This window comes from Halorubrum laminariae, from assembly GCF_024494655.1.
In the GTDB taxonomy this organism is placed as follows: domain Archaea; phylum Halobacteriota; class Halobacteria; order Halobacteriales; family Haloferacaceae; genus Halorubrum; species Halorubrum laminariae.
In genome coordinates, this window is record NZ_JANHDL010000001.1 from 407,655 (window position 1) to 420,154 (window position 12,500).

11 protein-coding genes are annotated in these 12,500 nt (G+C 67.1%); 7 read left to right on the top strand and 4 right to left on the bottom strand.

What is annotated here, in order from left to right; translation table 11 throughout:
• On the bottom strand, window positions 1–150 hold the full coding sequence (locus tag NO887_RS01990; protein WP_008848891.1) for a 50S ribosomal protein L40e: 150 nt from the start codon (window positions 148–150) through the stop codon (window positions 1–3).
• 72 nt (window positions 151–222) lie between these two features.
• A complete protein-coding gene (locus NO887_RS01995; RefSeq protein ID WP_144924704.1) occupies window positions 223–492 on the bottom strand; it encodes a thioredoxin family protein in 270 nt (89 codons plus the stop codon).
• Window positions 493–720: 228 nt separating this feature from the next.
• On the opposite strand from NO887_RS01995, the gene NO887_RS02000 reads away from it, so the two are divergent.
• The 3 genes from NO887_RS02000 (at window position 721) to hisE (ending at window position 1,896) form a co-directional block, all read left to right on the top strand.
• Window positions 721–885 carry a preprotein translocase subunit Sec61beta gene (locus NO887_RS02000; RefSeq protein WP_049984357.1) on the top strand — a complete coding sequence of 55 codons (165 nt, stop codon included), beginning with the start codon at window positions 721–723 and terminating at the stop codon, window positions 883–885.
• A gap of 76 nt (window positions 886–961) precedes the next feature.
• Entirely contained in the window at window positions 962–1,555 is a 594-nt protein-coding gene (gene pdxT, locus NO887_RS02005; protein ID WP_256416831.1) for a pyridoxal 5'-phosphate synthase glutaminase subunit PdxT, read from the top strand.
• Window positions 1,552–1,896 (top strand): phosphoribosyl-ATP diphosphatase, encoded by a 345-nt coding sequence (gene hisE / locus NO887_RS02010; protein WP_321169349.1) that lies wholly within the window; start codon window positions 1,552–1,554, stop codon window positions 1,894–1,896. The genes pdxT and hisE overlap by 4 nt, the downstream gene beginning before the upstream one ends.
• On the opposite strand, the gene NO887_RS02015 is transcribed toward hisE, so the two are convergent.
• A complete protein-coding gene (locus NO887_RS02015; RefSeq protein ID WP_256416832.1) occupies window positions 1,893–2,303 on the bottom strand; it encodes a hypothetical protein in 411 nt (136 codons plus the stop codon). The two genes, hisE and NO887_RS02015, sit on opposite strands and share 4 nt — an antisense overlap.
• Before the next feature lie 104 nt (window positions 2,304–2,407).
• On the opposite strand from NO887_RS02015, the gene NO887_RS02020 reads away from it, so the two are divergent.
• Window positions 2,408–4,642, top strand: coding sequence for a hypothetical protein (locus NO887_RS02020; RefSeq protein ID WP_256416833.1), 2,235 nt, complete (start codon window positions 2,408–2,410; stop codon window positions 4,640–4,642).
• A 53-nt stretch (window positions 4,643–4,695) separates the two neighbouring features.
• Here the strand turns inward: NO887_RS02020 and NO887_RS02025 are convergent, their stop codons facing one another.
• Window positions 4,696–5,064, bottom strand: a complete 369-nt coding sequence (locus NO887_RS02025) for a VOC family protein (protein ID WP_256416834.1) — start codon at window positions 5,062–5,064, stop codon at window positions 4,696–4,698.
• Window positions 5,065–5,285: 221 nt separating this feature from the next.
• On the opposite strand from NO887_RS02025, the gene NO887_RS02030 reads away from it, so the two are divergent.
• From NO887_RS02030 to NO887_RS02040, 3 genes are all read left to right on the top strand, one after another.
• Window positions 5,286–8,375 (top strand): FAD-binding and (Fe-S)-binding domain-containing protein, encoded by a 3,090-nt coding sequence (locus NO887_RS02030; RefSeq protein WP_256416835.1) that lies wholly within the window; start codon window positions 5,286–5,288, stop codon window positions 8,373–8,375.
• Between the two features lie 328 nt (window positions 8,376–8,703).
• Entirely contained in the window at window positions 8,704–11,376 is a 2,673-nt protein-coding gene (gene leuS, locus NO887_RS02035) for a leucine--tRNA ligase (RefSeq protein WP_256416836.1), read from the top strand.
• A gap of 88 nt (window positions 11,377–11,464) precedes the next feature.
• Entirely contained in the window at window positions 11,465–12,430 is a 966-nt protein-coding gene (locus tag NO887_RS02040) for an arsenic resistance protein (RefSeq protein WP_256416837.1), read from the top strand.
• Window positions 12,431–12,500: the final 70 nt, after the last annotated feature.

Below are 12,500 nucleotides of genomic sequence, written 5' to 3' on the forward strand. Positions count from 1 at the left end.
CTACGCGGCGCGGCGCTCTTTCGCCTTCGGGCGGAGATTCGTGTAGCCGCACTTGCGGCAGCGGTCGGCGTCGGGGGAGTTGCGGGCGTTACAGCGCATGCAGATGTGTCGATCGAGGTTGCGGCGTTCCGCGGCGTCGAAACTGGCCATACGGCTACTGTCGTGGCGACGCTGTAAAAGCTTGCGAGACGCGTCGGATCGCGGTCGTCGACGACTGGCCAGCTACGCGCCAGCCTCGGAGAGCGCCGATTCGATGTCCTCGCGCTGTGTGACGCCCACGAACCGGTCGACGACGCCGTCGTCGTTCTCGACGATCAGCGTCGGCAGCGATCGGACCTGATACTGGTTGGCGACGTCCTGTTCCTCGTCGACGTTCACCTTCTGTAGCTCGAAGGCGTCGCCGAGGTCCTCCTGAATCTCCTCGAGGATCGGGTCCTGCGTCTTACACGGGCCACACCAGTCTGCGTGAAAATCCAGCAGTCGAACAGTCATTATCCGCCCAAATCTACCGTCGCACCGCGCATAAGGGTTTCCCACTCGTGCGTGATGGAACACAAAACCGCCGGCTCTGCCGAACCCGTCGGCCGCGACGTGTCGGTCCCCGACCGACGGAATGGGGTGGGTTCGCCCCGACTTGACGGTGGGATGGGAGACGTGTGACGCGACGCGTTGCGTGGCGCGAACGAAACGTTTAGGACGTAGAGAGACGCATCGGAGAGTATGAGCAGTGGTTCCAACTCCGGCGGCCTGATGTCGAGTGCGGGACTGGTCCGCTACTTCGACAACCAAGGCCGGGACGCGATCACGATGAATCCGAAGACCGTCCTCGCGTTCTGCGTCCTCTTCGGCGTGTTCGTCCAAATCCTCTCGCTGACGGTCGCGTAGATCAGCCGAGTAGTCTCTGGTCGACGTTCGTCCGCGTAGCGCGCCCTTTTTGCCCGTCCCCGTCGGATAGATGGCCATGCAAGCAGGCGTCATCGCCGTGCAGGGCGACGTGGCCGAACACGCCGCAGCCGTCCGGAACGCCGCGGCCGCCCACGACGAGCCCGTGGATGTCGTCGAAATACGCGAGGCTGGCCTCGTGCCCGACTGCAACGTGCTCCTCGTGCCGGGCGGCGAGTCGACAACGATTTCCCGACTGCTCCACCGGGAGGGAATCGCCGCCGAGATACGGGATCACGTCGCGGCGGACAAGCCCGTCCTCGCGACCTGTGCGGGGCTCATCGTCTGCGCACGCGACGCGAAAGACGACCGCGTGGACCCGCTCGGGCTCGTCGACATCTCCGTCGACCGGAACGCGTTCGGGCGACAGAAGGACTCCTTCGAGGCGGGGCTGTCGGTGAACGGACTCGTGGACCCCTTCCATGCCGTGTTCATCCGCGCACCCCTCATCGACGACATCGGCCCGGACGTCGAGACGCTCGCCACCGTCGACGGCCGGCCGGTCGCCGTTCGGGACGGTCCCGTCCTCGCGACCGCGTTCCATCCGGAACTCACCGACGATCCGCGGATCCACGACCTCGCGTTCTTCCCCAAGCGGGAGGTGGTGGCGTGAGCGACCCCGACGGAGCAGACACAGAAAGTGCAGACGTCGAGGACCCCGACGCACCATCCGAGGCGGTCCTCGACGAGCTGTTCGATACCATCGAATCGCGGAAGGCGGAGCTTCCGGAAGGGTCGTACACGGCGTCGCTGTTTACCCACGAGAAAGGCGAGAACGCGGTGTTAGAGAAGATCGGCGAGGAGTCGACGGAGACGATCCTCGCCGCGAAAGACGACGACCTCGACGAACTCACCTACGAGAGCGCCGACCTCGTCTACCACCTGCTCGTGTTGCTCGCGATGAAGGACCTCGACCTCGACGATCTGCGCGCAGAACTCCGGGATCGTTTTTAGCTTGACCGGTCGCGTTCGAGTTCGCGATCGATGTCGTCGAACTCCGCCGTCTCCAATTCGCTTGCGATCCGGTTCTCGAACTCGTCTTCGCTGATCTGTCCCTCGACGTACTGCCGGCGGAGTCGGTCCTGGCGGGTCTCCGACGTGTCGTCAGCCGCGGACGCGGATGTCGACCACGATTCGCCGATCGAGTCCGTGTCGACTGACGCGTCGTCACTCCCGAAGAACCACGATCCGGCCTTGTACGCGGCGTACGCGATTCCGGCGAGGATGATGATCGAGACGATTCCCGATATCACCGCCCACACGAGGCTCAGGAACCACCAGACGACGGAGACGAGGACGCTGACGCCGATCAGGACCGCGAGCGCGGTCACGCCGTAGTAGAGGGCCTTCTTTCCGTCCATGTGGAGGATGTCGCGCGTCCGATCGCAAATACCTTCGGCCGCGTTGGGTCGAATCCCTCTCGCCGTCAGAAGACTTATTCGCCGCTGCAGTCGTGAACGATGGGATGACCGACCGCATCGACGCCGGCGTGGACCGTCGGTCCGTTCTCGGCTCGCTCGCCGGTGCGGGGACGATAGTCGTCTCCGGCTGTGCGGGCGATCAAGCCGAGCGGGCGGGGGCCGACGAGCCAAGTGATCCGGCAGAGGGATCGACCGGCAGGGTGGCAGAATCGACTGATTCGGACACGGTCGCAATGGACGCCGATACACTCGACGAGCTTGCCGCACGGTTCGCGCCGACACTGTATTTCGACGCCGCGGAGTCGTGGTATCCGACCGACCCCCGCCCGTACATCACCGAGGAAGGAGGCGAGACGGTGGTCGACGGGTTCAATGCGTTCGACGGCTATCACGAGCGCTACGATGAGGATGGTGCGCCTCCGGACCCGACCGTTTTCTATCACGGCGTCCGCTACGCTGAGTCGCCGCTCGCGGTCGTCCAGTTCTGGTTGTACTCCGCGTTCGACCAGTTCACCGCGAACTTCCACTGGCACGACTGGGAAGTCCTCCACGTGTTCGTGGATCTCGACACGGGGGAGCCGCAGCTGTACGTCGCCAGTTCGCACTCTCGAAGCGTGCCGAACAACGAGTTTCTCGACCCCGATCCCGACCGCGTACCGCGGATCCTCACCGAACTCGGTTCGCACTCCAGTACGCTCTCGGTCAACGAGATACCGGACGGGTTCCAGCGCGTCGGCGGCGACGGCCTGCTCGCCGACATCACGAACGCGACGATCGACACGGTCGAGGACCTCCTCGGCGTCCCGATCGCGTACGGGCTCCCGCGAGACGAGGGGATGCGGCTCCCGTTCGTCGTCCCCGAGTACGAGGGCGCGCCGGTGTACGACCACCCCGACCTCCCGTCGGTGACCGCCGAGTCGCTCGTCGACGAGACGCTCACCGTCCGGTCGCTCGACGCGCTGTCGTCGCCGCCGACCGACCTCCCACTCCGAGAGACCGGCGTCGCGTTCCGCCACCGAGAACGGGAGGACCCGGAAGCGGCCGACACCGCAGAGACGGTCGTCGAGTACGACCTCGTCGAGACGACCGAGTTGGAGGATATCACCGCGTTCACCGGCCCGCAGCTCAGCTTCGAGTTCGCGGTGCCGGAGGCCGTCGAGGACGCTGTCGCGAGCCACATCACGACGACGGGCGTGCCGTGGGAACAGCCCCGGTACGAGGATCCGGCGGTCGACGTCAGCGCCGGGAACCACCGCGCAGATCTCGCCGATCGGTACGAGGCGGTGGGTGACAGGGCGGGGATCGGAGACGGGGCCGCCGACGCGTTCGACGGGCTGGTCGCCCGGGTCACGGCGGCCGACGAGAGCGACGAGGCCCCGGACGGCGAGGGGCTGTCGGTGACCGAGTCGGCCGTCGAGTCGGTCGTGCTGATCGAGAGCGATCCCAAAATGGTTCCGACGTTCGGCGGCGTCGCCGTCGCCGCTGGCGTCCCGGAGGGCGAGCACCGAATCACGGTCAACGGCGCGGGACGGACGCCGCACAGCGAGCGGCTCCGCGTCGAGAACGGCGAGGCCACGGTCGCCGGCGTCGACGGCGATATCCCGCTCGTCGCACGCGAGGACGCGACGAGAGTCGAGATCGGCGAGGCGGCCGGCGAGGCCGAACTGGAGCGCACCGCGCTCGAAGACGACTTCGCTGGCCGGATCTACGACTCCGCGGTCGACGGGAGCGACGCGGTGTACGTCCACGCGAGCGGGGCGTACACGGCCGAGGTGCGCGACGCGGCGGCGGAGGTCGGTGCCTACCGGGTCAACCCGGCGGTCGAAGACGCGGGGGCGGGGACCGGCTCACCGATCCGGATCGAGCGTCCCGAGACGGGCGCGACCTCGCTGGCGGGGTTCGTCGCTGACATCGCCGAGGAGACCCGCGCCGAGGTGGCCGCGGCCGCGGCGGGCGATGGTGATGAGAACGGGGACGACGACGACAGCGAAACCGCGAGCGGCGGTGACGCCGGCGGGCCGTCGAACGCCGTCACCGGGCTTGAACGGGCGCTCGCGGCCGCGGTCGATGCCGCAGAACGCGCGGAGGCGCGGGCTCGTGAAGGAGACGCACCGGGAGTAAACCAGCAGTTGGACGCGGTCGCAGACCGGATCGCTCGGATCGAAGAGCGGCTCGCGGCGGCTCGCAACGGGCTGCCGCCGGGACTCGCGGCGGCGACGGAAAACCGGATGGCGCAGGCGACACGTCGGGTCGAACAGGCGCGGACCGGGTCGCTGTAGGCGGGCGACGAGTCACCTACGGCTGCGAGAAGAGTCGTCTGATCGGTTTCCGACTACAGCGGCTCGATCAGCTCGACGGCGTGCCCGTCGGGGTCTTTGACGAACGCCGTCCGCGCGCCGGCGGCCGGCTGGTCGCCCGGCTCTTTCACGACGCCGTGGTGGTCGATCTCCTCGAAGGTCGCGTCGACATCGTCGACGCCGACGGCGACGTGGTCGTAGCGGTCGCCGTCGTCGCTCGGAGTCTCGCCGTCGGTGTCGGAGAGCTGGAACTCCACGCCCGAATCGCCGGCGACGTACAGGTTCCGGGTCTCGCCGTCCTCGGTCGTGAACTCCCACGAGCGCTCGAATCCGAGCTGTTCGACGTACCAGTCGGCCGTTCGGTCCGCGTCTTCGACGTTGAGACACGTGTGGAGTATCTCCATGGCTCGCCGTCTCGCGGGGAGGACAATAAATCCCGACGAACCGCGTCGCGCGGACGCGACCGCGTGGGAATTCGATCACGATCGATAACGAAAGTCAATGATCCCGATCACGAAAGGGCGCGATCGGCCGACGTATCGACCGACGGCGACGAGAGGTGCGGCTTGGCACTATATTGATTTTTAACAAAGGATTTATTCGCTCCTCGCCGTCCAGTAGTAACATGGCAACTGAGCCCACGCGGGGAAGTGACATAACCGACCTCGATACGTCGTCTGCCGCGCTCGGTCACGACAGACCGGACGTAGACGCCTTCAGGGAGCTCGCGTCCGACCTCCGGGCACGCGTCGAGGGCGACGTCCAGTTCGACGAGTACGCGCAGGTCCTGTACGCGACCGACGGCAGCATCTATCAGGCGCGGCCGGCGGGGGTCGTGACGCCGCGGTCGGTCGAGGACGTACAGGAGACGATGCGGGTCGCCGAAGACCACGGCGTCCCGGTCATTCCGCGAGGCGCTGGCTCGTCGCTCGGCGGCCAGACCGTCGGACCGGGCTGCGTCGTGCTCGATTTTACCCCGAACATGGACGATATCGTCGAGGTCCGTCCCGACGACCGCCGCGCGGTGGTCCAGCCCGGCGTGGTCCAAGACCACCTCGACGACCGGCTCGCGGAGGACGGGCTGAAGTTCGCGCCCGACCCGGCCTCGTCGGCGCGCGCGACGGTCGTCGGCGGCATCGGCAACAACTCCACGGGCGCGCACTCGGTCCGCTACGGGATCACCGACGCGTACACCGAGGAACTGAAGGTCGTGCTCGCGGACGGCTCGCTGATCCACACCCGCGAGGTCGTCCTCGACTCGCCGGAGTACGAGGAGCTGGTCGACAAAGACGATCAGGAGGCCGCGCTCTACGAGACGACCCGACAGCTGGTGGAGGACAACCAGGCCGAGATCGACGACAAGTACCCGAACCTCAAGCGCTCGGTGTCGGGATACAACCTCCACAAAGTGATCTACGAAAACGACGACGGCGAGGAGGTCATCAACCTCTCGAAGCTGTTCGTCGGCGCGGAGGGTACGCTCGGCACGATCGTCGAGGCTGAGGTGTCACTCGTCACCCGACCGGAGGAGACGGCGCTCGCGCTGTACACCTTCGACTCGCTCGTCGACGCGATGGAGGCCGTCCCGGAAGCGCTCGACTTCCCGGTGAGTGCGGTCGAGCTGATGGACGACGAGGTGTTCGCGCTCGCCGCGGGCTCACAGGAGTTCGCGCAGTACGCAGAACCGATCCCCGATCGAGCCGCGGCGGCGCTCATGCTTGAGTGGGACTCGGAACTCGTCGACGACTTCGAGTCGGCGATCGCCGACACGAACGCGCACTTCGTCGATGAGGGCGACGCATTCGACGTGATCGAGGCGTACACCGAGGAGGACCAAGCGGACATCTGGAAGCTCCGAAAGGCGGCGATCCCGCTGCTGATGGGCATGCAAGGCGACCCCAAACCGTACCCGTTCATCGAGGACGCGACGGTGCCGCCCGAAGAGCTGGCGGAGTACGTCGGGCAGTTCGAGGAGGTGCTGACGGACCACGACACCTCCGCCGCCTACTTCGCGCACGCCGGCTCCGGAACGCTCCACATCCGTCCGATCCTCTCGCTGAAAGAGGAGGAGGGCGTCGAGAAGATGCACTCCATCTCCGAGGACGTCACCGACCTCGTGTTGGAGCACCACGGCTCGTTCTCGGGCGAGCACGGCGACGGGCTCGCGCGGACCGAGTTCAATCCGAAGATGTACGGTGAGGATCTGTGGGCGGCGTTCCAAGAACTCAAGTCGGCGTTCGACCCCGAGTGGCGGATGAACCCCGGGAAGGTCGTCTACGTCGACGGCGACACCGCCGAGGAGCGCGGCTATCCCGACACCGCGGCCGACACCGACATGCGAGAGAACCTCCGGTACGGGCCGGAGTACCAGTCGATCGAGCCGCAGACCTCGCTCGACTTCGACGACGAGGGCGGGTTCTCGCATCTCGTCGAGCTGTGTAACGGCTGCGGCACCTGTCGCGAGACCGACTCCGGCGTGATGTGTCCGACCTACCGCGCCTCCGAGGAGGAGATCCAAGCCACGCGCGGCCGCGCCAACATGCTTCGGGCCGCCATCAGCGGAGAGTTGGACGAAGACGAGATCCACTCCGACCGCTTCCAAGAGGAGGTTCTCGGACTCTGCGTCGGCTGTAAGGGCTGTAAGAGCGACTGTCCGACCGGCGTCGACCTCGCGAAGCTGAAAGCCGAGGTGAAACACGAACACCACGAGAAGGAGGGGTCGGGACTCCGCGAGCGGATCTTCCGAGACATCGACCGGTTCTCGGCGCTCGGGAGCACGCTCGCGCCCATCTCGAACGCGGCGAGCAAAATCCCCGGAGCCCGGACAGTCATGGACGCGGTCGCGGGGATCGCGCCCGACCGCGAGCTGCCGACATTCCGCTCCGAGAGCTTCGAGGAGTGGTTCGACTCGCGCGGGGGATCGACGATCGCCGCCACGGAGGCCGACGAGACGGTCGTGTTGTTCCCGGACACGTATACCAACTACAGCTACCCGGCGGCCGGGAAAGCCGCCGTGGAGGTGCTGGAAGCGGCCGGCGTCCGCGTCGAGGTGCCGGGCGACCTCGCGCCTTCGGGCCGGGCGGCGTTCTCGACCGGCTTCCTCGACGACGCCCGCGAGCGCGCGGCGACAAACGTCGAGAAGCTCGCGCCGCGGGTCCGCGAGGGGCAATCGGTCGTCTTCGTCGAGCCCTCCGATGCGGTGATGTTCCAAGACGAGTACCTCGACCTGCTCGACGGCGACGACGTCGAGGCCGTCTCGGCCGCGGCGTACGGCGTGTTGGAGTACCTCGACGCCGGCCGCGTCGACGAACGACTGGCGTTCGACGCGCCAGCCGAGTCGCTCACGTACCACGGCCACTGCAACCAGAAGGCGACGAACAAGGACCACCACGCGGTCGGCGTGCTCCGGCGGAGCGGTTACGAGGTCGACCCGCTCGACTCCTCGTGTTGCGGGATGGCCGGATCCTTCGGCTACGAGTCGGAACACTACGACATCTCGAAGGCGATCGGCCGGATCCTCTTCGATCAGGTCGACGAGAGCCCCGGCGAGACCGTGACCGCGCCGGGCGCGTCCTGTCGGTCGCAGCTCGGCGACCGCGACGAGGCCGCCGAGAACCCGCCGCACCCGATCGAGAAGGTCGCCGAGGCGGTGACTGGTCCGGCGTCGGGAGCCGCACAGACCGGGTCGGCCGGCGCAGCACCCGCGGACGACTGAGCGTCAACGACGCTCGGTCCGTCACGAGGGGTGTGATCGGACGGTAAGAGGTGGGTATTCGATCGAACCGGTGCGTTTTCGCGAGTCTTCTGTGGGTTCAAGTGGAACTCTGCGTCGAATGCCTTCGAGTGGAGGTCCGGCTCCGTCGGTTTCGTGTGGAGATTCGTCCCTTGTCGGTTCAAGTGGAGGTCCGACCCTCGTCGGTTTCGTGTGGAGATCCGCGTCTGCCCCGCTCCGGGGTGCGGCCTCCGCGCGTCTCCGGACGGCGAGCCGGTCCGTCCGGATGGAAAGCTATACGACGCCGACCCGACCACGAGTATATAAGCAGATGTCTCACGAGGGTTACGATCACACCGCGGTCGAAGAACGGTGGCAGACGGCCTGGGCGGAGGCCGACGCGTATCGGACGCCGGACGAGGTGGACGACCCCACCTACGTGCTCGGGATGTACCCGTACCCGTCCGGGAAGCTCCATATGGGCCACGTCCGCAACTACACGATCACGGACGCGTACGCCCGGTACCGCCGCATGCGCGGCGACGACGTGCTCCACCCGATGGGGTGGGACGCGTTCGGACTCCCGGCCGAAAACGCCGCGAAGGAGCGCGACACCAACCCCCGCGACTGGACGTTCGACTGTATCGACACGATGAAAGGCCAGATGCGGTCGATGGGGTTCGGCTACGACTGGGACCGCGAGATCACCACCTGCGTCCCTGAGTACTACGAGTGGAACCAGTGGCTGTTCTCCCGGTTTTCCGAGGCCGGACTCGTCGAGCGCCGCGACGCCGAGGTGAACTGGTGTCCCTCCTGCGAGACCGTTCTCGCCGACGAGCAAGTCGAGGGCGACGCCGAGCTGTGCTGGCGGTGTGACACGCCGGTCGAGACCCGCGACCTCGACCAGTGGTTCCTTTCGATTACCGAGTACGCCGACGAGCTGCTGGAATCTATCGACGATCTGGAGGGGTGGCCCAACTCCGTGCGCCAGATGCAGCGCAACTGGATCGGCCGGCAGTACGGGACGACGCTCCATTTCCATATCGGCGGTCAGGGTCCCGTCGAGGCGTTCACGACCCGCGTGGACACGATCCACGGCGCGACGTTCTTCGCGCTCGCGCCCGACCACCCGATCAGCGAGGAGTTGGCCGCCAAGGACGACGCGGTCCGCGAGTTCATCGAGGAGGAGGCCGACCCCGACGGCGACGAGCCGAACGGCGTCGAGACGGACCTCACCGCAACCAACCCCGCTACGGGCGAGGAGATTCCCGTCTTCGTCGCCGACTTCGTCCTCTCTGACGTCGGGACCGGCGCACTGATGGCAGTGCCCGGCCACGACGAGCGCGACCACGCCTTCGCCGAAAAGATGGGTGTCGACATCGAACCGGTCGTCGCCCCGGAGCCCGACGACTGGGACGGCGAGACGGTCCCCGACGCGCCGGACGTGAGTGACGAGCCGTTCACCGAGGACGGCGTGCTCGTCAACTCCGGCGCGTACAGCGGCCTCGACAGCGAGACGGCCCGCGAGCGGCTGACCGCGGATATCGAAAGCGCAACCGAGAGCACGCAGTACCAGCTTCGCGACTGGGGGATCTCCCGACAGCGTTACTGGGGGACGCCGATCCCGGTCGTCCACTGCGACGACTGCGGCCCGGTGTTGGTCCCTGACGAGGACTTGCCGGTCGAACTTCCCGAGTTCATCAACACGACCGGGAACCCCCTCGACGCGGCCGAAGAGTGGAAGCGGACGACCTGTCCGGAGTGCGGCGCGCCAGCGACGCGCGAGACGGACACGATGGACACGTTCGTCGACTCCTCGTGGTACTTCCTGCGGTACGTCTCGCCGGATCTGGCGGACGCCCCCTTCGACCTCGACCGCGCCAACGACTGGATGCCGGTCGACCAGTACGTCGGCGGCATCGAACACGCCGTGATGCACCTGCTGTACTCGCGATTTTTCACCAAGGTACTCGCCGACGAGGAGGGGTTAGATCAGCGAGAACCGTTCACGAACCTGCTGGCGCAGGGGATGGTCCAGCTGGACGGCGAGAAGATGTCCAAGTCGAAGGGGAACACGGTCTCGCCGCAGCGCATCGTCGAGGAGTACGGCGCGGACACGGCGCGGCTGTTCATGATGCAGGCGGCACAGCCCGAGCGCGACTTCGACTGGAGCGAGGAGGGCGTCAAGTCGACGCACCGCTTCCTGTCTCGGCTGAGCGACCTCGTCGAGGAGTACGCCGCCGGCGACGTCGAGACGGGAGACACCGAGAGCGGCCGCGAGACGATCGACGACTACGTCGCGGCCGAGACCGACGCCGCCGTCGCGATCGCGGGCACCGAGTACGACGACCTGACGTTCAACGTCGCGTTACGCGAGGCACAAGACTTGGTGGGGACCCTTCGGAGCTACCGCGAGCACGCGGAGCCGCACCCGGCCGTCTACGAGCGCGGGCTGGACGTGGCCGTCCGGCTGCTCGCGCCGGTCGCGCCGCACCTCGCCGAGGAACTGTGGGAGACGCTCGGCCGCGACGGGCTCGTCGTCGACGCCGACTGGCCGACCGCGACCGCGGACCGCGAGACGGTCGAACGCCGCCGCCGGCTGGTGACGAACACCCGCGAGGACGTTCGCGACATCGTCGAGGTCGCCGGGATCGACGATCCCGAGCGGATCGACGTCGTCGTCGCGCCCGAGTGGAAGTACGACGCCCTCGAAATCGCCATCGACAGCGACGCCGACAACCTCATCTCGGAGCTGATGGGCGAGTCGCACATCCGCGAGCGGGGCGACGCCGCCGCCGACTACGGACAAGATCTACAGGCGAACCGCGAGGCGCTTCAGGAGACGCTCGGCGACGACGACGAGTACGACGCGCTCCGAGCAGCCGCGTGGCTGATCGAGCGTGAGTTCGACGCTCCCGTCCGGGTCGAGCGCGCGGACGACGCGGACGAGAGCGTGGTACGGAAGGCGGAGCCCGGTCGCCCCGCGATCGATATCGTCGAGTAAGCGAGCGCACCGCCGCGCTCCTCGCGCCATCAGCTTCCGGAACGGACCCCGTCACACTTACCGCGGCGTCGGATCTATCCCCGGACGAATGGAGTTCGTCGAGAAGTACCAGAGCGTGCTCGTTCTCGTCGCGATCCTCGTTGGGTTGGCGCTCGGTCAGGTGTCCGGCGTGCCAGCGGTCGCAGACGCGCTCATCCTCCCGTTTCTGATGGTGATGCTGTTCGCCGCGTTCGCGGGGATCCCGCTGTCGCGGCTCCGCGCCGCGTTCGGGAACCGGCGCGTCCTCGGGTCGAGTCTCCTCGTCAACTTCCTCTGGAGCCCGCTTCTGGCCGTCGGACTCGGTGCCGTCTTCCTCCGCGAACAGCCGGCGCTTTGGGTCGGGCTCATCATGCTGATGGTCACGCCGTGTACCGACTGGTATCTGATCTTCACCGACATCGCCGGCGGCGACGTGCCTCTCGCGACCTCGCTTCTCCCGTACAACCTCGTGTTGCAGCTCCTGTTTTTGCCCGTGTACCTGTACGTCTTCGCGGGGACGCTCGTCGAGCTGCCGGCGTCGCTGCTCGTGGAGAGCGTCGTGCTCGTGTTGGTCGTGCCGCTGGCGCTCGGTGGCGCGGCGCGGTGGGGACTGATCCGGTGGCGGGGCCGGCAGTGGTTCGACCGACAGGTCCTCCCGAGGCTGAGTCCGCTCCAGATCGTCTTTTTGAGCCTCGCGATCGGCGCGATGTTCGCATCGCAGGGCGGCGTCGTCGTCGAGAATCCGCGGCTGCTCGCGCTGATGGCGGTTCCGGTCGTCGCCTTCTACGCGATCAATCTCGGCGTGGGCTTCGCCGTCGGCCGCGTGCTCGACTTCTCGTACGGGGAGCTCGTGTGTTTCAACAACGCAATCCTGTCGCGGAACTCCCCGACCGCGCTCGCGATCGCCGTCGTCGCGTTCCCGAACGAGCCGCTCATTCCGCTGGCGCTCGTGATCGGTCCGCTGCTGGAGCTTCCCCTGTTGGGGCTCATCGCGCAGGCGCATCTGGCGGTCAGCGACCGCGGGTGGTGGACGTAGCTCGGTATGAACCGGGAGAAGATCAGATCGGACACGCGGACGATCGAGCGCGGAGGAAAGCGAGCGAGAC